Origin of the sequence: Actinophytocola algeriensis, from assembly GCF_014203735.1 — a bacterium.
In the GTDB taxonomy this organism is placed as follows: domain Bacteria; phylum Actinomycetota; class Actinomycetes; order Mycobacteriales; family Pseudonocardiaceae; genus Actinophytocola; species Actinophytocola algeriensis.
Window position 1 is genome coordinate 25,163 of sequence record NZ_JACHJQ010000007.1, and the last position, 20,731, is coordinate 45,893.

The following is a 20,731-nucleotide window of genomic DNA, read 5'->3' on the forward strand; positions in this document are numbered from 1 at the left end:
CAGGCAAAGGGGAACGGAGGCACGGGTGGCCGAGGAAACACGGGATCTGTCCGGGATCGGACGGGATCCGGACCTGTTCGAGGCGTTCTACCGGCAGCACATCGAGGCGGTGCAACGGTTCGTGGCCCGCCGGGTCGCGGACCCGCACCTCGTCGCGGACCTGACCGCGGAGGTGTTCCTCGCGGTGGTCAGGTCGGCGCACACGTACCGGGCGGACCGCGGCAGCGTCGTCGGCTGGCTGTACGGGGTCGCCCACAACGTGGTGTCCGCCGAGCGGCGGCGCCGGGCGCGGGAACACCGGGCGCACGAGCGGGTCGCCGGGCGGCGCGAGCTGACCGGCGAGGACGTGGCCCGCATCGAGGACCGGGTCGACGCCGAGGCGCGGGCCCGGCAGCTCGGCGCCGCCATGGACCAGCTCGGCAGGGGTGAACGCGCGGTCCTCGAGCTGGTCGCGCTGGACGGCCTGACCGTCACGGACGCCGCGCACGCGCTCCACATCAAGCCGGTCACCGCGCGGGTGCGCCTGCACCGGGCCACACGCGCGCTGCGCGACCACCTCGTACCACCCGCCGTCACCGAACTCACCATCGCACCGGAGGTCATGCCATGAAACTGGGGCACTTCGAGGAGAACCTGCTGGCCGAGCTGCGGGAGATCGTGGCGGAACAAGCAGTAGCGGAACAGGCGGTAGCGGAACGAGCGGTAGCACCGCGGCCGAGCCGGCCACGCAGGCGGCTCGTGCTCGCCGCCGCCGGGGCCGGGCTGGTCGCGGCCGGTCTCGTGGTCGGCATCCCGGCCGTGACCGGCGAGCACACACCCGCCGCCCACGCGGTCACGGGCAACGACGACGGCACGGTCACGATCACCGTCAACCGCCTCGAGGACCCGGACGGGCTGGAACGCGAGCTGGCGGCGCACGGCATCACGGCCGACGTCTCCTTCGCGCCGCCCGGCAAGATGTGCCAGCCCTTCCCGGAGCGTTTCCCGCGGCTGGCCGACCAGCCGCACGAGGTCTTCGTCGGGTTGGACCGCCGCGGCGACGACCCGCTGACGGTGCTACCGGACGATCTCGAGGGCAAGACGCTGATCCTGGAAGGCAGGCTCACCCCGTGGGACAACGACCCGCGCAAGCAGTTCCTGTTCGTCCAGTACGCCGTGAGCGGCCCGGTGGCCCCCTGCGTGCTGGTCGACATATTCGAGTGACTACGGCTGAACGCGGGCGCGGTGGTTGGTGTGCTTGCGGACCGCGAAGTCGTAGGCGTCGGCCAGTAGGTCCTTCGTGGTCGCCAGCGTCGTGTCGGGGTTGATCACCGAGACCCAGTGCTGGTTGCCGTAGAACGGGTGGGGCATCAGCGTGTCCCGGGCCGTGTAGTCGGCGTCGCAGAGCAGGACACCCTGGGCATCGCGTTCGGTCGGCGCGGTGCCCAGGTGTGCGGTGTAGGTCGCTTTCGTCAGGCCGATGTTCAGGCGGTAGGCACCCGGGCGGCTCAGGTCCGAGACCGAGTCGTAGTCGTCCCCCGTCACGATCGTCGCGAACGGGAGCCAGCGGTCGGCCGGGAGGTCGCCGTCCGGGTCGTAGGTGACGAACGTGTCGCCGTTCGCCTCCTGCAGCTGGATTCCGGTGAAGGTCTCGCTGAGGTACCGCGTCATCTCTTCGGCGTTCATACCTTCAAGCGTCTCATTGAACTCCTTTGGTGGACTTTTCCACGCTCGTGCGCTGGAGAGGCCGGGAAAACCCTCAAATCGGAGTGGAACGCCTGCCGGACACGGGCGACCAGACCCGTGGCCGAGACCCGCTACTCCGGTCCGATCAGCACGCGGAGCGGGACGTCCGCCGCACTGGTCAGGACGCGTTCCGCGGCGGTGAAGGCGGCCGGGTCGGCGTTCGGGTGCGGGATCGCGACGCACCGCAGCCCCGCGGCCTTCGCGGCGGCGACCCCGTGGACGGTGTCCTCGAACGCCAGCGCGCGCTCGGCGGGAACCCCCAGCCGCTCCAGTGCCAGCAGGTACACACCCGGGTCCGGCTTGTGGGTGCCGGCCTCGTCGCCGCAGGCCAGCAGCTCGAAGCGGTCCAGGTAGCCGACGCGGGTGAGGTGGTCGACCACCCAGTCGCGGGGCGAACTGCTCGCCACCGCCAGCCGGATGCCCAGCTCACGGGCCTCGTCGAGCCAGCGGGCGATGCCGGCCGCCAGCTCCAGGGTGGCGTGCACCTCCCTGCGGTACGTGAGGCGGGTGTCGTGGGCCTCGTCCTGGTCGAACGCGGGACCGACGGCGGCGGCGAGCTTCGCGTACCGCTCGGCGATCACGTTCCCGCCGTGCTGCGCGAAGAACGTCGACACGTCCAGCTCCAGCCCGTACTCGCGCCACAGGTACTGCCACACCCGCAACGACGCCGTCTCGGTATCCATGAGCAGGCCGTCGAAGTCGAACACGAGCGCGTCGGTCCCCATGTTCGGCAGTATGCCGGGCACGACGGCCGGAAACTGGGAGAATGGCGTCCGTGCCACCGCCCCTGGACCTGGTTCTCGCCGCCGACTGGGTTTCCCCGTCCATCGCACGGGACAAGGTGCGCAGGTGGCTGAGAGCCAACGGCTGGACTCCCCCGCAGATGGACGACATCGTGCTGGCCATCAACGAGGCGGTGAGCAACAGCATCGAGCACGGCTACGGCATCGGTGCCGAGGACCCCGCGGGGGCCGGCACGGTCGAGCTGCGCGGTGAGATCGCCGACCACCACGTCACGTTCACCGTGCGCGACAAGGGCGTGTGGCGCCCGCCCGTCGACGACCCGAAGAGCACGCGGGGCCAGGGCCTCCGCCTCATGCGCGCGTGCGTGGACCAGGTGACGATCGACGCCACCGACGAAGGCACCACGGTGGTGCTGCGCGGCAGGCCGCTGCAGGACGGTCAGGACCCCTCGAGCGCGGAGGACAGGTCGGAGTAGACCGCCAGCAGGTTGTCCAGACCTGTCACGTGGATCGGCCGGAGGGTGTCGCGGCCACCGCCGACGACCCGTAGCTTAGTGTGGTCCCCGCTCGCCTCGTGCGCGGCGACGATCGCCGACATCCCGACCGAGGCGAGGAAGGTCACGTCGGTCAGGTCGATCACCAGCACCGGCGGCCTGGACCGCAACGCCGTCGTGCACGCCTCGGCCAGGACCGGCGTCGTGACCAGGTCGAGCTCGCCCGCGACGTGCAACACCACGGCGCTGCCGCGCTGTTCGATGTCGACGGTGACACCGAAGGGGTCGCCCGGAGGCATCGGAGCGTTGGTCATGCACACATCTTGCCCGCGCGGCGGGAACGGCGACAGTGGTGGGCCGCTACCGCGCCGGCTTCTTGGCCGCTTCCGACACGCCGCCGGCGACCATCAGGACCACGCCGACGGGGATGAACACCCACCACTGCCCGAGGAAGATCGTCAGCAGGATCGCGGCCGGGATGCCGACGATGAACGCCATTCCCGCGACGACCTCGAATGCCCTGCTGGCGGGGGTCTCCACGAGGTCCTTGCCACGCCTGCGCGGCGGGCCGACGAGCTGGCCGGTCCGCTGCACGAGCTGCACGGGCGTGGCCGAGCTGAGGTCCGGGTGCGGCGCTGGCAGGTCGGTGAACAACGCCTCCAGGTCACCCCGGGTGCGCGCGACGGCGGCGCGGCCGCAGCGCTCCTCGTACTCGCCGAGGTCGAGCCGTCCGGTGGCCATGTGCACACCCAGTGCGGTGACGGCCTCGTCGCGCTCGGTGTCGCTCGTGCGGATGTCGGCCTGTCCCATGCCGGGATTGTATGGCGCGCACGGGTTCTGGCGTACTACCAACCGCCCGGCGGCTTACGACCGAACCCGGGAGTACCGGGCCTGCGCCTCCCGCAACGCGATCGCCGCGCCCTCGCTGTCGCCGCCGCCCAGCAGTGACAGCGCCTTCGACAGCGCCTCGTGCAACGCCATCCGCTCCACCGCCTGTGCGGTCAGCTCCGCGCTCTTGAGCCACAGCTCGATGAACACGGCCACCTTGGACCGCAGCACCCACGGGTCGAACGGCTTGGTGATGAAGTCGACCGCGCCGATCTGGTAGCCGCGGAACGCCAGGCGGGCGTCGTAGTTGAGCGCGGTCAGGAAGATGATCGGGATGTGCCGGGTCCGCTCGCGCTGCTTGATGTGCGTCGCGGTCTCGAACCCGTCCATGCCGGGCATCGACGCGTCGAGGAGGATGACGGCGAAGTCGTCGGTCAGCAAGCGTTTCAGCGCTTCCTCGCCGCTGGTCACCGCGACCGTCTCCACGGCGAGACCCTGCAGGATGGCCTCCAGCGCGACCAGGTTCTCCCGCCGGTCGTCGACCAGCAAGGCCTTCGCGGAAACCGTCACGTCGTCACCTCGCCCGCTTCGCGGCACGGGAACGCTCCGCAAGCTCCGCTCACCCCGCCACCGCCCACGACGACACCACGTCGAGCAGCTGGTCCAGGTCGACCGGTTTGGTGACGTAGTCGTCCGCACCCGCCGCGAGGCTCGCCTCCCGGTCCTCCGGCATCGCCTTGGCGGTCAGGAACACCACCGGGGTCTGCGCGCCGGCGGGCAGCTGCCGGATGCGCCGCGTGGTCTCGTTCCCGTCCATGTTCGGCATCATCGCGTCCATCAGGACGATGTCGACCTCCGGGTGCTCGCCGAGCAGCCGCACCCCGTCGGCGCCGTTGTCCGCGTACAGCACGGACATCCCGTGCAGTTCCAGCGCACTGGTCAGCGCGAACGCGTTCCGCACGTCGTCGTCGACGAGCAGGACGGTCACCCCGGTCAGCTCGCGGGCGACCGCGGGCACCCCGACGGCGGGTCGCAGGATCGGGGTGCCGATCGAGGGCAGCCCCTCCTCGGTGGTGGCGAGCGGGGTGAGCCGTTTCGGCGCGACGCCGGGCAGCATCACCGGCACGAACAACGCGAACGTCGAGCCGGCGCCCAGTGTGGACTCCACGGAGATCGAGCCGCCGAGCAGCCTGGCCAGCTCCTTGGAGATCGACAGGCCGAGCCCGGTGCCGCCGTAGCGCCTGCTGGTGGTGCCGTCGGCCTGCTGGAACGCCTCGAAGATCATCTCGAACTTCTCGTCGGAGATGCCGATCCCCGTGTCCCGCACGGAGAACTCGACCGCGTCGGCGCCCTTCGGCGAGACGGTGAGCCTGACCGTGCCGCGCTCGGTGAACTTCACCGCATTCGACAGCAGGTTGCGCAGGATCTGCCCGAGCCGCTGCGCGTCGGTGACCACCGACGCCGGTGTCCCGTCCTCGACCAGCACCTCGAACGCCAGGCCCTTCTCCTCGGCCTGCGCGCCGAACGCCCGCCGCGCGTCGGCCACCACCTCCGCGAGGTCCACGGTGCCGGGTTCGATCGTCACCCGGCCCGCCTCGATCTTCGACAGGTCGAGGATGTCGTCGATCAACGCGAGCAGGTCGGTGCCCGCGTTGTGGATCGTCGTGGCGAACTCGATCTGCTTCGGCGACAGGTTCTCGTCCGGGTTGTCCGCGAGCAGGCGGGCCAGCAGCAGCAACGAGTTCAGCGGCGTGCGCAGCTCGTGGCTCATGTTCGCGAAGAACTCGGACTTGTACTGGCTCGCGAGCGCGAGCTGCTGCGCGTTCTCCTCCACGCGCCGCCGCGCCGCCTCGATCTCCAGGTTCTTGATCTCGATGTTGCGGTTCTGCTCCCCCAGCAGCGCAGCCTTGTCCTCCAGCTCCGCGTTGGTGCGCTGGAGCTCCGCCGACTGGTTCTGCAGCTCCGCCGCGAGCCGCTGCGACTGGCCGAGCAGCTCCTCGGTGCGCAGGTTCGCGCGGATCGTGTTGATCGCGACGCCGACGGTCTGCACGAGCCGTTCCAGGAACGCCAGGTGCAGCTCGGAGTAGTCGCCGACGGACGCGATCTCCAGCACGCCGACCGGTTCGCCCTCGACCAGCACCGGCACCTCGGCCAGCGCGGACGGCGTGAACGTGCCCATGCCGGACCGGATCGGGGTGAAACCGGCCCGCGAGTCGCGCACGACGATCGGCTGCTTGGTCACCCCGGCCTGCCCGACGAGGCCCTCGCCGTGGCCGAAGCTGACCTGGACGTCGTCGGTGCCGAGACCGTAGGACGCGGCGAGCCGCCACTCCGGGACGCCGCCGTCGGCACCCAGGAAGAACGCGCCGGCCTGGCCGTTCACCAGCGGCACGACCTCGTTCATGATCATCTGGCAGACGGCGGTGAGGTCGCGCTGGCCCTGCAGCAGACCGCCGATGCGGGCGAGGTTGGAGTCGAGCCAGTTCTGGTTCGCGTTCTCCGCCGTGGTCTCGCGGAGCGTCACGATCATCTGGTTGATGTTGTCCTTCAGCTCGGCGACCTCGCCGCTGGCCTGCACGCCGATCTGCTGGGTCAGGTCGCCGCGGGTCACGGCCGTCGACACGCCCGCGATCGCGCGGAGCTGGATGGTGAGCGTGGTCGCGAGCTGGTTCACGTTCTCGGTCAGGTCGCGCCAGGTGCCCGCGACCCCCTTCACCTGCGCCTGACCACCCAGCTTGCCTTCCGTGCCCACCTCACGCGCCACGCGGGTGACCTCGTCCGCGAACGACGACAGCTGGTCCACCATGATGTTCACCGTCGACTTCAGCGCCAGGATCTCCCCCTGCGCGTCGACGGTGATCTTCTGCTTCAGGTCACCCTGCGCCACCGCGGTCGCGACCTGGGCGATGTTGCGGACCTGGCTGGTCAGGTTGGACGCCATGTAGTTGACGTTGTCGGTGAGGTCGCGCCACGTGCCCGCGACGCCCTTGACCTGCGCCTGACCACCCAGCTTGCCTTCCGTGCCCACCTCACGGGCCACACGGGTCACCTCGTCCGCGAACGACGACAGCTGGTCCACCATCGTGTTGACGGTCGACTTCAGCTCGAGGATCTCGCCCTGCGCGTCCACGGTGATCTTCTGCGACAGGTCACCCCTCGCCACCGCCGTCGTCACCTGCGCGATGTTCCGCACCTGGCCGGTCAGGTTCGACGCCATGTAGTTCACCGTGTCGGTGAGGTCGCGCCACGTACCCGCGACGCCCTTGACCTGCGCCTGACCACCCAGCTTGCCTTCCGTGCCCACCTCACGCGCCACCCGCGTTACCTCGTCCGCGAACGACGACAGCTGGTCCACCATGATGTTCACCGTCGACTTCAGCGCCAGGATCTCGCCCTGCGCGTCCACCGTGATCTTCTGCGACAGGTCACCCTCGGCCACCGCGGTCGCGACCTGGGCGATGTTCCGCACCTGGCCGGTCAGGTTCGACGCCATGTTGTTCACGTTGTCGGTGAGGTCGCGCCACGTACCCGCGACGCCCTTCACCTGCGCCTGACCACCCAGCTTGCCCTGCGTGCCCACCTCACGCGCCACGCGCGTTACCTCGTCGGCGAACGACGACAGCTGGTCCACCATCGTGTTCACCGTCGACTTCAGCGCCAGGATCTCGCCCTGCGCTTCCACCGTGATCTTCTGCGACAGGTCGCCCTTCGCCACCGCCGTCGTCACCTGCGCGATGTTGCGGACCTGGTCGGTCAGGTTCCCCGCCAGCTGGTTCACGCTCTCGGTCAGGTTCCGCCAGGTCCCGGACACGCCCTCGACCTGTGCCTGCCCGCCGAGCTGGCCCTCGGTGCCCACCTCGCGCGCCACTCTGGTGACCTCGTCGGCGAACGACGACAGCTGGTCCACCATCGTGTTCACGGTGTCCTTGAGCGCCACCATCTCGCCGCGCGCGTCGACCGTGATCTTCTGCGACAGGTCACCCTTCGCCACCGCCGTCGTGACCTGGGCGATGTTGCGGACCTGGTCGGTGAGGTTCGCGGCGAGCTGGTTCACCGCGTCGGTCAGGTCCTTCCACGTCCCGGCCACGTTCGGCACGGTCGCCTGACCGCCGAGACGGCCCTCGGTGCCCACCTCGCGGGCGACGCGGGTGACCTCGTGCGCGAACACCCGCAGCGTGTCGGTCAGCGAGTTGATCGTCTCGGCCAGCTCCGCGATCTCGCCGCGCGCGCTGACGGTGATCTTGCGGGACAGGTCGCCGCGGGCGATGGCCGTCGCCGCCGTCGAGATCGACCGCACCTGGTTGGTCAGGTTGGACGCCATCGTGTTCACCGAGTCGGTGAGCGCCCGCCAGGTGCCGGACACGCCGTGCACGTCGGCCTGACCACCGAGAATCCCCTCGGTGCCCACCTCGCGCGCCACCCTGGTGACCTCGTCGGCGAACGACGACAGCTGGTCCACCATCGTGTTCACGGTTCGCCCGATCCGGTCGAACTCGCCCCGCAGCGGCCTGCCCTCGATCTCCAGGGCCATGTGCTGCGAAAGGTCACCCTCCGCGACGGCCGCGATCACGCGGGCGATCTCCGAGGTCGGCCGGGCGAGGTCGTCGATCAGCGAGTTCACCGCCGCCGCACCGGACGCCCACGCCCCGTCGAGCTGGTCGGAGTCCATCCGCTCCAGCATCCGGCCCTCGCGGCCGACGACCCGGCTGATGCGCAACAGGTCGCGGTTGCGGCGCTCCTGCAGCTCCACCACCGAGTTGAAACCGTCCACGACCTGGCCCGCGAGGCCGGTCCGACGTGCGAGGCGCACGTCGAACTGACCTTTGCGGACGGCGGTCGTCGCCGCCACGAGCTCCTCCAGCAGACCGTCGAGGTCGTGCTGGGGGGCCGTGACGTCTGGTGCGGCCATGAGTCGCCTCCAGTAGTTCGCGCTTGCACAGGAGTCTACGGACGTGGGTGATTCGGACCGGGAACGAGCAGGGAGCAGAACGGATGCTCACTCCGCAAGCTCCGTCGAACCTGATGCTCACTCCGCAAGCTCCGTCGAACCTGATGCTCACTCCGCAAGCTCCGTTCGACCCCATCACCACCGTCCGTCCCCACCACCGGCAGACTGCTGACCGTGCGGTTCAAGCGACGTGCCAGGTTCCCCGGTGATGCCGGTGCGCCCAGTTCCGCGCGCCGGTTCGTCCGGGCCGCGCTGACCGAGGCCGGGCTCGACGAGCTGGCCGGCGACGCGGTGCTGCTCGTCAGCGAGCTGTGCGAGAACGCGGTGCTGCACGCGGGCACCGGCTTCGCGGTCGACGTCGCCGCGGACGGCGTCGAACTCACCCTGTCGGTCACCGACCAGGGCTCGACGCCGATGGAGCTGCGCAGGTCCGTGCCACCGGCCCCCGGCACCCGCCGCGCCTCCCACGGCCGGGGGCTGGTGCTGGTCGACGGGATCGCCGCCGCGTGGGGCAGCAGGCACGACAGCGACGGGCACCACGTGTGGTTCACGCTGCGGGCCACCGCCCCGGCTCCTGTGACGCCCGCGCCCGTCGCGTCGCCGGAGTGGGTATGGCCCGACCCGGACACCGCCCGCTGGCTGTTGCACCTGCCCGCACCGCCGTCGCCGCTGCCGGTCCTGGTCACCGAGCTGCTCCGCCGCCTGTGCGACGTGCTCGATGCCTCCGGCGGCGCGGTGGTGCTGGCGGACGACACCGGTGAGGACCTTCTCGCCACCTACGGCGAGAAGGCGGGCGACGACGTGGTGACCGTGCCACTGCCGCTCGAGCCACCGAGGTCCGGGCGCCTGGCCGTGTACACCGGCGTCGCGGACGCCGCAGAGCTGGCCGCCCTGACCGCGCAGCGCGTCACGCTCGCCGTCGAAGCGGACAAACAGCACAGCGCGGACCGCGAGCAGTGGCTGTGGATGTCGTACCTGGCCGAGGCGACCGAGATGTTCGGCAACTCCCTCGACGTGCGGCTGACCGCGGCGATCGTGCCGCAGGTGCTGGTTCCTCGGCTCGGCCGGTGGTGTGCGCTGCACCTGCTGGACGACCGGGGCAGGCTGCGGCTCGAGGCGCTCACCCATGTGCGCGAGGACGAGCTGAACGAGCTGCGGCTGGAGCTCGCGCCGCTCACCGAGGCCGACGGCGCGCTGACCACCCTGCTCGCCGAGCGCACGCAGGCCGCCGGGCTCGGCTCACCCCTCGACGCGGTCGCGGTGCCGCTGCGGGTCGGTGGCCGCGCCATCGGCACGGTCAGCGTCGGCAGGCCCGTCGACCGCGTGCACCGGCCCGAGGAACTGCTGATCCTCACCGAGCTCGCCCGCCGCGCCGCGCAGTCGCTCGACAACGCGCAACGCGACAGCGCGCACGCGGCGACGTCCCAGGCGCTGCAGCAGGCGCTGCTCCCCCGCGCGCTGCCGACCGCGGAGGGCGTGCGGTTCGCGGCCGCGTACCTGCCGGTGAGCGCGGGTGCGGACGTGGGCGGCGACTTCTACGACGTGCTGGCGCTCAGCCCGGGCCGCTGGCTGACGGTCGTGGGCGACGTGTGCGGCAAGGGCCCGCGCGCCGCCGCCCGCACCGGCCTGGTCCGGGACGTGCTGCGTGTCCTGCTGCGCGACGGCCAGCCGCTGGACCGGACCTTCGAGCTGCTCAACGAGATGATGCTGGAGGCGGGCGACCCGTCCCAGTTCGCGACCGTCGCGCTGGCGCTGATCACCCGCCAGGACACCACGCCGGTGTCGCTGGCCGTGGAGCTGGTGCTCGCAGGCCACGAACAGCCCGCGCTGGTGCACGGGGACGGAACGGTCAGCTACCTCGGCACGCACGGCAGCGCGGTCGGGCTGGTGCGCCGGTTCGCGGTACACCCGACCCGGCACGTGCTGATGGCGGGCGACACGCTCGTGTTCTACACCGACGGCGTGACCGAACACCGCCGCGGCGTGGACCTGTTCGGTCCGGACCGGCTCGCCGACGCACTGCGCCGTGCCTCGCCCCGCACCGCGGACGGCGTCATCACGGCGGTGCGGCAGGCCGTCGACGACTTCTCCCCCGAGCCGCACCGCGACGACATCGCGATCGTGGCCGTGCAGGTCCCCTCACAGGCGTAGAAAGGAACACCCCAGTGTCAGAGCACGTGCGGTTGCGTATCGCGAGACCGGCGCCGGACTGCGTGGTCCTGACCGTGCTCGGCGAGATCGACCTGGTCAGCGCTCCCGAACTGGCGACAGCGCTCGAGGACTACCTGGACGGCACCCCCTGCGTCGTGGTCGACCTGACCGACGTGACGTTCTTCGGGTCGCTCGGTCTCGCGACCCTGGTCCGCCTGACGAACCTGGCCGAGACGAGCGGCGTCCGGCTCGCGCTGGTGCCAGGACCGCTCGTGAAGAGGACGATGGAGCTGACACGGACCGAGGACATGTTCACCGTGTACGACTCGGTGGCCGACGCACGCCGGTACCACTGAGGATTTGAGCTGAGGGATTGAGCTGAGGGATTGAGCCGCGAAGGCCGGACACGGAAGCGTTCCACGCCGAAGGGTTTGAAACGCGGAGAACGGGTTACCCCGGCCGCAACAGAACAGCGGGGCCGGGGCGGGGCCTGGCCACCAAGCGTGGGAGTCGCCATGCTCAGCCACGACGAAGACCGGCATCTGCAGGAGATCGAACGCTGGTTCGAGGAGTCCGATCCGGCGTTCACCAGGATGTTGCGTGACCACCGGCCGCCGCAGCACGACAGGCTGCAGTCAGCGGGCCGGGTCGCCGTCGACATCGTCGGCGTACTGATGTTCGTCGTCGGCGCCGTCGCCGCGAGTGCCGTCCTCATGGTGTTCGCCATTCTCGTGCTCGGCGTCGCGGGCTGCCTGCACCTGGCCGCGCACGCGTAACGCCGCCGAGGCGCAGAATGTCGGTCATGGATCTCCGCATCATGACCGAGCCGCAGCAGGGCGCCTCCTACGACACCCAGCTCGCGATGGCGAAGGCGAGCGAGGAACTCGGCTTCTCGGCCTGGTTCCGCTCCGACCACTACCTCGCGATGTCCGGCGACGGCCTCCCCGGCCCCACCGACGCGTGGGTGACGCTCGCGGGGCTCGCCAGGGAGACGTCCACGATCCGGCTGGGCACCATGGTCACCGCGGGGACGTTCCGCCTGCCCGGCGTGCTCGCGATCCAGGTGGCACAGGTGGACCAGATGTCCGGCGGCCGCGTCGAGGTCGGCCTCGGCGCGGGCTGGTTCGAGGCGGAGCACAGCGCGTACGGCATCCCGTTCCCCACCGCCCGCCACGCCCGGCTCGAGGAACAGCTCGAGATCGTGACGGGCCTGTGGGCCACGCCGTCCGGTGAGCGGTACTCGTTCGACGGGAAGTACTACCAGCTCACGGACTCCCCTGCGCTGCCGAAGCCCGTCCAGTCCCCGATCCCGGTGATCGTCGGCGGACACGGCCCCGTCCGCACCCCCGCCCTGGCCGCGAAGTACGCGCACGAGTTCAACATCCCGTTCGCGTCGGTCTCGGCGACGGCGGAGCAGTTCGGCCGCGTCCGCGCGGCCGCCGCGGGTCGTGAACTGGTCTACTCGGCCGCGGTCACCACGTGCGTCGGCAAGAACGACGCCGAGTTCACCCGCCGCGCGGCCGCCATCGGCCGCGACCCGGAGGAACTGCGGGCCAACAGTGTCGCGGGCACCCCGGAGGAGGCGGCGAACAGGCTCCGCGAGTTCGCCGAGGCCGGCGCGTCGCGGATCTACCTGCAGTTCCTCGACATGACCGACCTGGAACACCTGGACCTGATCGCGTCCGAAGTCCGCCCGCTGCTGGGATGAGCCGGCGTGGACCCGCCGCGCTCGGCGACGGGTGGCACGTCGGCGTCATCGCGGCGGTCGCCGGGGAGACCGGGGTGGTGCTCGACGTGCTCGGGATCGCCAGGGGGCGGCGGTTTCACACCGGACGGATGGCGGTGCCCGCCGGCGTGACCTATCTCGTGGTCGCGCCATCGGGCACCGCTTCGTTCGAGGTGCTGCGGGACCGGTACGACCCCGCGGTCGTCGTGCTCGTCGGCGGCGGCGGGGACGTCGTGGTCACGCACGCGGCCGCCGGGCCGGTGCGCGACGCCGCGAGCGCGTTCTTCGCCGCCGCCGGGGAACCCGCGCCGCTGCCCGGGTTCCGCGGCGCGCCGTCGTTCCACGTCAGGCGCGGCGGTGCGGGCGCGCCGCCGTTCGAAGCCGGGGACACCGCGCGGGGGCGGCCCCGGGCCTGGGCGGTCGTGCGCGGCGCCACCCTCGACGCCGCCCAGGCCCTGCGCTACCTCATCCCCTACCTGCGGTCACGCCTCTAGTGCCACCTTCAGCACGGCGCGGATCTGGTCGACGATGTCGCGCTGGTTCTGTTCGAACACCGGGTCCGTCAGCTCGGTCGTGTTGCCGGGACCGAACTGCAGCACCGGGGTGTGCAGGTGCCCGCCGGGTGTGGTCAGGCCCAGGGCGTCCCGCAGCAGGGTCGCCCGGTACGCGATCTCGTTCGACAGGTAGTCGCCGCCACCGCCCGCGCGCGCCACGGAGCCCGGCGTGGGCCCGGTCGGCGACACCACCGGCGTGGTCTGGCCCGCCGGGATCTCGGTCACGGACGTGTTGTCCAGCACGGGGAAACGGCCGGTCGGGGCCGCGACGATCGCCGCGTACGGGAGGGTCGTCGGCACGAACTCCGGTGCGGGGAGCACGGTCGGCACACCAGCCGGGATCGGGATCACCTCGGTGCGCGACAGGTTGTCGTTGTCCGGGAAACCGCCGCGCCAGCGGCCGTTGTACCGCTCGACGTCGAACCGGCCGACGCGGCCCTGGCTGATCGTGGTGAACAGGTCGACCTTGGGCAGCCACGGCTGGATCGTCCGCTCCACCACGCCGGCCGCGAACGGGTCCCACAGCACCGGGAACATCGCGGTCTCGACGCGTGCCGGGCCAGCCGCGGTGTCGATCACGGTGCCGTCGAGTGCGAGCGCGCTGACGCCGGACGGGTTGCTGCGCCGGATGTCCTGGTCCAGCTGGAACGGGTCGAAGCCGGTGACCAGCACCTTCAGCTCGGCACGCGGGTAGGAGATCGTGTCCTGGCCGCGGGACGTCTTCTCCAGCACGTCGATCAGCGCCGTGCGGTCGGCGGGCGACAGCGCGAACGACGGTGTCCACTGCCGCAACGCCTTCGTGAGCTGCAGCCGTGCCCAGTACAGCGGGCGGTCGTCGGTCACCGGCAGCGTGCCCGGCGGCAGCTTGCCCTGTGCCCGCGCCACCGCGGCGGCCCACAGCGCGCGGCCCTGGACACCGATCGCCGCGGTGGCGGCGCGGTTGTTCGGCAGCAGGCACAACGACGGTGTGAACACGCGCCCGAAGCGGTCGAACCCGCTGCGCCGCAGGATCTCCCCGGTCGCGGGCAGTGCGAGGCGCTGCTCGGAGACGGTGAGCGGCGCGGCCGGATCCGCGCAGGTCGGCGCGGCGGATGCGGTGACGGTCGGGACGAGTGTTCCGGCCAGCCCGAGGAAGGCGGCCGCAAGCAGGGTGCGAACTCTCATGCCGGTCATCCTCGCGCACTCCGGCATGCCGTGAAGGTTCGTTTTCGAACACACGGCATAATTGATCTTCACTGTCGAGCCGAGGGGGGCACCGCCGATGATGGGCCGCACGCACGCGCTGACCGGGTGGTGCGCGGGGCTCGGGGTGGCGCAGTTCGTCGGCGCCACCTCGATCGAGCAGGCGGTGTTGTTCGCCGTCACCACCTCGGGTTTCGCGTTGCTGCCGGACCTCGACCACCCGCACGCGCGCGCGTCGAAGCTGCTCGGCCCGATCTCCCGCGTGGTGTCGTGGTTGCTGCGCCACGCCTCCGCGGGGCTGTACGCGGTCACCAAGGGCCCCCGCGACGAACGGAAGAAGGGCACCCACCGGCACCTGTCCCACACCGTGCTGTTCGCGGTGGGGCTGGGTCTCGCGGCCAGCGCGGGCACGGAAGCGGGTGGCCCGTACGCGGTCGCGGCTGTCGCGGTGCTCGGGTTGCTGCTGGCCCAGGACGCCCTCGGCGACTGGATGATCATCGTCTCCGCGGCGGCGGTCGTGTGGTGGCTCAACACAGCGGGACCCGACCCGCTGGCCGATCTGGGTGAGCTGTCCGGCCTGATGGGCATCGCGGTCGCGGTCGGCTGCGTCACCCACTGCCTCGGCGACGCGATCACCGAGTCCGGCTGCCCGTTCCTGTTCCCGATCCCCATCGCGGGCGAGACGTGGTACGAGCTGCGGCCCCCGAAGGCGTTGCGCCTGCGCACGGGCAAGCGCGTGGAGCGGATGGTGGTGTTCCCGGTGTTCGTGGTCCTCGGCTTGCTGCTCATCCCGGGCGCGTGGGAGTTCGGCGCCGACTTCATCGAGCGGATGTTCACCCCGCCCGTGGAGGCCGCGCGGTGAGAAGATCTTGTGCGGTGCCGTCAGCCGGATAGTGTGGGAGTACTTCTGCCCCGACACGGCTGGCGGTGACGATGAGCAAGCGAGCGCTCGTGGTGCGTGGCGGCTGGGAGGGTCACGACCCGGTCGCGACGACCGACCGGTACGCGAAGTTCCTTTCCGAAAAGGACTACGCGGTGACCACGTCGTCCACTTTGGACTCATACCTCGACGATCTGTCCGGTGTCGACCTGATCGTCCAGAACTGGACGATGGGCACGATCACCGGCGACCAGCTGTCCGGGCTGCTCACCGCGGTGCGCGCGGGCACCGGGTTCGCCGGCTGGCACGGCGGGATCGTGGACGCGTTCCGCGACCAGCCCGGCTACCACCTGCTGACCGGCGGCCAGTTCATCCACCACCACAAGGACTTCCTGTCGTACGTGGTGCACCCGGTCGGCGGGCACGAGATCGTGGCGGACGTGGCGCCGTACGTGGTGCACAGCGAGCAGTACTACGTGCACGCGGACCCGGGCAACGAGGTCCTGGCGACCACCGAGTTCCTGCCCGACCCGGACCGGCCGGAGATCGGCACGCCGACGATGCCGGTCACGTGGGTGCGGCAGCACGGCGAGGGCCGGGTGTTCGTGACCACGATCGGGCACCGGATGGCCGACCTTGAGCTGCCCGCCGTGCACGAGACGATCACGAGAGGTCTGCTGTGGGCGACGCGCTGAGGGTCGGGATCGTCGGGATCGGCAACATCAGCCGCCAGTACCTGGAGACGCTCCCCCGGCTGCCCGGGGTGTCGCTCGTGGCGGCCGCGGACCTGGACCCGGCGCGGGTGGTGCCGGACGTGCGGATGCTGCGGCCGCGGGAGCTGTACGCGGCCGACGACGTGGACCTGGTGCTGAACCTGACGATCCCGCAGGCGCACGCGGAGGTCGCGCTGTCGGCGATCGGCGCGGGGAAGCACGTGTACGGCGAGAAGCCGCTCGCACTGTCCACTTCGGAGGGACAGGAGGTGCTGTCGGCGGCGGCCGCGGCCGGGGTGCGCGTGGGGTGCGCGCCGGACACCGTGCTGGGCACGGGCACGCAGACCGCGCGGCGGTGCCTCGACGAGGGCGCGATCGGCACGCCGGTGGCGGCGACGGCGTTCATGGTGACGCCGGGGCACGAACGCTGGCACCCGGACCCGGAGTTCTACTACCGGCCGGGGGGCGGGCCGCTGCTCGACATGGGGCCGTACTACCTGACCGCGCTGGTGACGCTGCTGGGCCCGGTGCGGCGGGTGACGGGTTTCGCGTCGGCCCCGCGCGCGTCCCGGGTGATCGGGAGCGGTCCTCGGGCGGGCACGGAGTTCCCGGTCGAGGTGGCCACGCACGTGGCGGGCGTGCTGGAACACGAGAACGGCGCGATCACGACGTTGATGATGAGCTTCGACGTGTGGGCCGCGGACCTGCCGCGCATCGAGGTGTACGGCACGGACGGTTCCCTGTCGGTCCCGGACCCGAACGGCTTCGACGGCGAGGTGCGCCGGTACGAGCCGGGCAAGGAGTGGCAACCGGTCCCGGCGAGCGCGGGCTACCGGGACGCCGGCCGCGGCACCGGGGTGGCCGACCTGGCGGCGGCCCTGGCGACCGGCACCGAGCACCGCGCGAGCGGCGCCGTGGCCTACCACGTGCTGGACGTCATGGAGTCCTTGCTGGCAGCGGCAGAACTGGGGCAGGCACGGGACGTCGCCAGCACCTGCCCCCGTCCGGCCGCGGTCACAGCGGAGCAGGCACGGTACTGATCCGCAGGGCCTCCACCAGGTCCCGGTACAGCGGGCTCGTCACCAGCAGCGACTCGTGGGTGCCCTGGGCGTGGACGCGGCCGTCGTCCATCACCACGATGGTGTCGGCATCGATGACCGTGGACAGGCGGTGCGCCACGGTCACCACCGCGCCTTCTGCTGCCCGGCGCCGGATGCAGTCGTGGATCGCGGCCTCGGTGAGGCTGTCGACCTGCGCGGTCGCCTCGTCGAGGAGCAGCACCTCCGGCGTGCGCAGGATCGCCCGCGCCAGTGCGATCCGCTGCCGTTGACCACCCGAGACCGACGACGACGTGAGCGACGTGTCCATGCCCTCCGGCAGCGCGTCGATCTTGTCGGCCAGGCGGACCTCGTCGAGCGCCCTGCGCAGCTCCTCCTCGGTGGCGTCCGGGTGCGTGAACAGCAGGTTGTCCCGGATCGTCCCCGGCACGATCGGTGTCTCCTGCTCCACGTACGCGAGCCGCGACCGGACCGCCGCGTACGTCTGCTCCCCGTACGGCCGCCCGTCGAACAGCAACGTGCCGCCCGCCGGTTCCAGGAACCGCATCACCAGCGAGAACAACGTCGTCTTCCCCGCGCCCGACGGCCCGACGATCGCGAGGTGCCCGCGCCGCGGCACGACCAGTGACACGTCCCGCAGCACCGGCTCACCGCCGTAGTCCGCGGTCACGTCCCGCAGTTCCAGCACCGGTCCGCCGCCGCCCGGTGTGCCCGCGCCGGCACCGGGTGCGTCGGTCTCCACGTCGATCGCGTCCACCTCGCGGATCCGTTTCGCCGCGGCGATCCCCGACTGCAGTGCCGTCATGTTCTGGCTCAGCTCCATGATCGGCTCCATCAGCTGGAACGCGTACAGCAGGAACGCGATCAGGCTCGACACCTCGAGCAGGCCCTCCCCGACCCGCCACGCCCCGACGCCGAGGATCACGATGATCGCGAGCTGGATGCCCGACCACGACACCATCCACGCGACCGCCGTCCGCCGGACCGCGCGGACGCCGTGCTCCGCGGCCGCCTCCGCGTCGACCATGATCCGCGCGGACTGCCGGTCCTCCGCGCGGCTCGCCTTCACCGTGCGGATCGCGCGCAGCGCGCCCTCCAGCACGCCGCCGAGCGCGCCGACCCGCTCCTGCACCTTCGTCTGTTCCTTCGCGATGCCCGGCATGAGCACCGCGAACAGGATGATCACGACGACCACCGCCGCGACGGTCGTCAGCAGCAGCACGCTGTCGAGCACGCTCATCAGCACCAGCGTGCCGATCAGCAGCACCACGCCGTTGATCAGCCCGATCACGCTGGAGGACGCCGCCTCCCGCAGCAGCACCGTGTCGGAGGTGACCCGGGTGACCAGCTCCCCCGACGGCCGCTTCGCCACCTCGGCCACCTTGGCGCGGAAGAACCGCCGCACCATCGTCTCCCGCGCCCGCAGCACCACTCGCTCGCCGACCGTGCCGAGCAGGATCCACTGCGTCAGCCAGATCGCGGCCCCGACCACGAACACCGCCAGCAGCGTCAGCACCGGACCCGCCAGCGACTCGGACGTGCCGAGCGAGTCGAGCACCCACTTGGTGACCATCGGCGTCGCGAGCCCGGCCGCGGAGCCGAGCAGGGCCAGCACGAGGCCGACCACGAGCGCCCCCTTGTGCGGTCGCGCGAACGACCACAACACCCGCAGATGTGGAATCTTCATGCTCACAATGGAACAGCAATGTTCCAAAATCGTCAAGCGAGTTCCACAATGGCGACCGAGTACGGTTACCGACCATGAGTGAGGGCGTGATGGCCGAGACGGGCGTGCGTGCGCGGACCCGGCGCGCGATCCTCGACGCCGCGATCGAGACACTCACGAGGACCCCGAACGCGTCGATGGGCGACATCGCGACGGCGGCGAACGTCGGCCGCACCACCGTGCACCGCTACTTCCCGGAGCGCTCGGACCTCATCGACGCGATCAGCGCGGACGCGCTGGAGCGGATCGGCCAGGCCACGGCCCGCGCCCGCCTCGACGACGGTCCAGCGCCCGGCGCGCTCGCCCGGCTGTGCCAGGAGTACTTCGAACTGGGCGACGTGATGAACCTGCTCTTCACCATGTCCGACCTGTTCTTCCGGCCGGAGTGGCAGGAGGAGAGCGAGGACGACCGCGTGCTGCTGCGGGTCATCGAACGCGGACAGCGCGAGGGCACGATCGACCCCGAACTGCCCGCGGAGTGGTTCCAGCAGGTGCTGTGGAGCCTGCAGTACACGGCGTGGGAGATGGTGCGCAGCCAGGACAAGCCCAAGCACGACGCGCTGACGCTGTGCCTTCGCACGCTGGCGAAGGCGATCGCGCCGGTTTAGGCCAGCTTGTCGATCGCGTCCTCGATCGCGCGGTGGAACGTCGGGTAGGCGTAGATCATCTGCCGCAGCAGTTTCACCGGCACCTCGGCGTGCACGGCGACGACCAGTGCGCCGAGGACCTCGCCGCCGTTGGGCCCCACGGCCGTCGCCCCGACGAGCACGCCGCGGTCGGCGTCCTCGACGACCTTGATGAAGCCCTGGTTGCCGACCTTGTGGACGAACCCGCGCGAGGAGTACTGCAACTCGGAGAGCCCGACGCGGACGTTCAGGCCCTTGGCGCGGGCGACGGCTTCGCTCAGGCCGACCGAGCCGATCTCCGGGTCGGTGAACGTGACGCGCGGGGTGGCGCGGTAGTCGGCGACCTCGGCGTCGTCCTCCCCGATGATGTCCGCGGCCGCGATCCTGGCCTGGTACATGGACATGTGCGTGAACGCACCGTGGCCGGTGATGTCGCCGATCGCCCAGAGACCGTCGGCGACGCGCATCCGCTCGTCGACCGTGACGCCACGTGCACTGTCGTCGAGCCCGGCGGCGCCGACGCCGAGCGCCTTCATGTCGGTCTTGCGGCCGGCGGCCACGAGCATGCGCTCCGCGTTGACGACCTCGCCGTTGTCGAGCTTCACCTGGAACTGGCCGGACTCGAAGCTGACCCGCGCGGCGGACAGGCCCGTGCGGACGGTGATGCCCTCGTCGGCGAAGGCCGTCGCGAGCAGCTCACCCGCCTCCGGCTCGTCGGCGGGGACCAGCCGGTCGCTGTGCTGGACGATCGTGACCTTGGCGCCGAAGCGGGAGAACACCTGCGCGAGCTCGCACCCGACGGGCCCGCCGCCGAGCACCACGAGCGACCCGGGCACCTCCTCGACCGCGACCGCGTCGCGGTTGGTCCAATAGGGAGTCTCGGCGAGCCCGTCGACCGGCGGCACGGCCGGGTCGGTGCCGGTGTTGAGGACGACGCCGCGGCGGGCGGTGAACACGCGCTCGGCCCCGTCGGGAGTGGTGACGGTGACCTCGCGGGGTGCCGTGAGCCGGCCCCAGCCACGCACGAACGTGCCGCCCGCGTGCTCGAACCGCTCGACGGCGACGCGGTCGTCCCAGTTGTCGGTGGCCTCGTCCCGGATCCGGCGCGCCACGGGTGCCCAGTCCTGCGTGACGTCCACGGCGCCCGCCAGCACCGGCACGCGCCGCGCCTCACCGAGCGCGTCGGTGGCCCGGATCATCATCTTGGTGGGGATGCACGCGTAGTACGGGCACTCACCACCGACGAGCCGCCCGTCGACGCCAACGACGTCGAGCCCGGCCCGTGCGAGCCGCGCGCCGACGTCCTCTCCACCGGGCCCCATCCCGACCACGACCACATCGACCTCGGCACCCGGCATGAACCATCACTCCCACAAC

The 20,731-nt window shown here is 71.2% G+C and carries 21 protein-coding genes; 12 read left to right on the top strand and 9 right to left on the bottom strand.

Translation table 11 applies throughout. The features are described 5' to 3' along the window. The first annotated feature begins 25 nt into the window (after positions 1-25). Positions 26-610, top strand: a complete 585-nt coding sequence (locus FHR82_RS31310) for an RNA polymerase sigma factor (RefSeq protein WP_184814206.1) — start codon at positions 26-28, stop codon at positions 608-610. Continuing rightward, entirely contained in the window at positions 607-1,203 is a 597-nt protein-coding gene (locus FHR82_RS31315; protein ID WP_184814207.1) for a hypothetical protein, read from the top strand. Before FHR82_RS31310 ends, FHR82_RS31315 begins: the two co-directional genes overlap by 4 nt. Here the strand turns inward: FHR82_RS31315 and FHR82_RS31320 are convergent, their stop codons facing one another. Both FHR82_RS31320 and FHR82_RS31325 read right to left on the bottom strand, forming a co-directional pair. Beyond that, complete coding sequence (locus FHR82_RS31320) at positions 1,204-1,665, bottom strand: DUF6194 family protein (protein WP_184814208.1); 462 nt, start codon at positions 1,663-1,665, stop codon at positions 1,204-1,206. 131 nt (positions 1,666-1,796) lie between these two features. Beyond that, a complete protein-coding gene (locus tag FHR82_RS31325) occupies positions 1,797-2,450 on the bottom strand; it encodes an HAD family hydrolase (protein WP_184814209.1) in 654 nt (217 codons plus the stop codon). Between the two features lie 50 nt (positions 2,451-2,500). Between FHR82_RS31325 and FHR82_RS31330 the strand changes: the two genes are divergently transcribed. Next, the gene (locus FHR82_RS31330; RefSeq protein WP_184814210.1) at positions 2,501-2,944 is read left to right on the top strand and encodes an ATP-binding protein; all 444 of its coding nucleotides are present in this window, start codon (positions 2,501-2,503) and stop codon (positions 2,942-2,944) included. Here FHR82_RS31330 and FHR82_RS31335 read toward each other — a convergent pair. The 4 genes from FHR82_RS31335 to FHR82_RS31350 are packed head-to-tail and all read right to left on the bottom strand — an operon-like array spanning position 2,908 to position 8,699. Then, entirely contained in the window at positions 2,908-3,276 is a 369-nt protein-coding gene (locus FHR82_RS31335) for an STAS domain-containing protein (protein ID WP_221464529.1), read from the bottom strand. The genes FHR82_RS31330 and FHR82_RS31335 overlap by 37 nt on opposite strands. A gap of 46 nt (positions 3,277-3,322) precedes the next feature. Beyond that, positions 3,323-3,772, bottom strand: coding sequence for a DUF1707 SHOCT-like domain-containing protein (locus FHR82_RS31340; protein ID WP_184814211.1), 450 nt, complete (start codon positions 3,770-3,772; stop codon positions 3,323-3,325). A gap of 54 nt (positions 3,773-3,826) precedes the next feature. Beyond that, positions 3,827-4,360, bottom strand: a complete 534-nt coding sequence (locus tag FHR82_RS31345; RefSeq protein ID WP_184814212.1) for a response regulator — start codon at positions 4,358-4,360, stop codon at positions 3,827-3,829. 49 nt (positions 4,361-4,409) lie between these two features. Continuing rightward, complete coding sequence (locus FHR82_RS31350; protein ID WP_184814213.1) at positions 4,410-8,699, bottom strand: HAMP domain-containing protein; 4,290 nt, start codon at positions 8,697-8,699, stop codon at positions 4,410-4,412. Positions 8,700-8,912: 213 nt separating this feature from the next. Here FHR82_RS31350 and FHR82_RS31355 point away from each other — a divergent pair, with 213 nt between their 5' ends. The 5 genes from FHR82_RS31355 to FHR82_RS31375 all read left to right on the top strand — a co-directional run bounded on the left by FHR82_RS31355 (position 8,913) and on the right by FHR82_RS31375 (position 13,109). Beyond that, positions 8,913-10,889: a SpoIIE family protein phosphatase gene (locus FHR82_RS31355; RefSeq protein ID WP_184814214.1), complete on the top strand. Its 1,977-nt coding sequence runs from the start codon at positions 8,913-8,915 to the stop codon at positions 10,887-10,889. A gap of 14 nt (positions 10,890-10,903) precedes the next feature. Next, positions 10,904-11,245, top strand: coding sequence for an STAS domain-containing protein (locus FHR82_RS31360; RefSeq protein WP_184814215.1), 342 nt, complete (start codon positions 10,904-10,906; stop codon positions 11,243-11,245). Positions 11,246-11,404: 159 nt separating this feature from the next. Further along, positions 11,405-11,665: a DUF3040 domain-containing protein gene (locus tag FHR82_RS31365; protein WP_184814216.1), complete on the top strand. Its 261-nt coding sequence runs from the start codon at positions 11,405-11,407 to the stop codon at positions 11,663-11,665. A 26-nt stretch (positions 11,666-11,691) separates the two neighbouring features. Beyond that, positions 11,692-12,597 (top strand): LLM class F420-dependent oxidoreductase, encoded by a 906-nt coding sequence (locus FHR82_RS31370; RefSeq protein WP_184814217.1) that lies wholly within the window; start codon positions 11,692-11,694, stop codon positions 12,595-12,597. Further along, complete coding sequence (locus FHR82_RS31375; protein ID WP_184814218.1) at positions 12,594-13,109, top strand: hypothetical protein; 516 nt, start codon at positions 12,594-12,596, stop codon at positions 13,107-13,109. The genes FHR82_RS31370 and FHR82_RS31375 overlap by 4 nt, the downstream gene beginning before the upstream one ends. Here FHR82_RS31375 and FHR82_RS31380 read toward each other — a convergent pair. Continuing rightward, positions 13,098-14,333 (bottom strand): pyroglutamyl-peptidase I, encoded by a 1,236-nt coding sequence (locus tag FHR82_RS31380; RefSeq protein ID WP_221464530.1) that lies wholly within the window; start codon positions 14,331-14,333, stop codon positions 13,098-13,100. The genes FHR82_RS31375 and FHR82_RS31380 overlap by 12 nt on opposite strands. A gap of 97 nt (positions 14,334-14,430) precedes the next feature. On the opposite strand from FHR82_RS31380, the gene FHR82_RS31385 reads away from it, so the two are divergent. From FHR82_RS31385 to FHR82_RS31395, 3 genes are all read left to right on the top strand, one after another. Continuing rightward, positions 14,431-15,213 carry a metal-dependent hydrolase gene (locus tag FHR82_RS31385; protein ID WP_184814652.1) on the top strand — a complete coding sequence of 261 codons (783 nt, stop codon included), beginning with the start codon at positions 14,431-14,433 and terminating at the stop codon, positions 15,211-15,213. Positions 15,214-15,284: 71 nt separating this feature from the next. Continuing rightward, positions 15,285-15,926, top strand: coding sequence for a ThuA domain-containing protein (locus FHR82_RS31390; protein ID WP_184814220.1), 642 nt, complete (start codon positions 15,285-15,287; stop codon positions 15,924-15,926). Then, positions 15,911-16,984, top strand: a complete 1,074-nt coding sequence (locus FHR82_RS31395; protein WP_184814221.1) for a Gfo/Idh/MocA family protein — start codon at positions 15,911-15,913, stop codon at positions 16,982-16,984. Before FHR82_RS31390 ends, FHR82_RS31395 begins: the two co-directional genes overlap by 16 nt. Here the strand turns inward: FHR82_RS31395 and FHR82_RS31400 are convergent. Further along, complete coding sequence (locus FHR82_RS31400; protein WP_225944120.1) at positions 16,959-18,689, bottom strand: ABC transporter ATP-binding protein; 1,731 nt, start codon at positions 18,687-18,689, stop codon at positions 16,959-16,961. The genes FHR82_RS31395 and FHR82_RS31400 overlap by 26 nt on opposite strands. A 74-nt stretch (positions 18,690-18,763) precedes the next feature. Between FHR82_RS31400 and FHR82_RS31405 the strand changes: the two genes are divergently transcribed. After that, a complete protein-coding gene (locus tag FHR82_RS31405; RefSeq protein ID WP_184814222.1) occupies positions 18,764-19,336 on the top strand; it encodes a TetR/AcrR family transcriptional regulator in 573 nt (190 codons plus the stop codon). On the opposite strand, the gene FHR82_RS31410 is transcribed toward FHR82_RS31405, so the two are convergent. After that, on the bottom strand, positions 19,333-20,712 hold the full coding sequence (locus FHR82_RS31410) for a dihydrolipoyl dehydrogenase family protein (RefSeq protein WP_184814223.1): 1,380 nt from the start codon (positions 20,710-20,712) through the stop codon (positions 19,333-19,335). The genes FHR82_RS31405 and FHR82_RS31410 overlap by 4 nt on opposite strands. Positions 20,713-20,731: the final 19 nt, after the last annotated feature.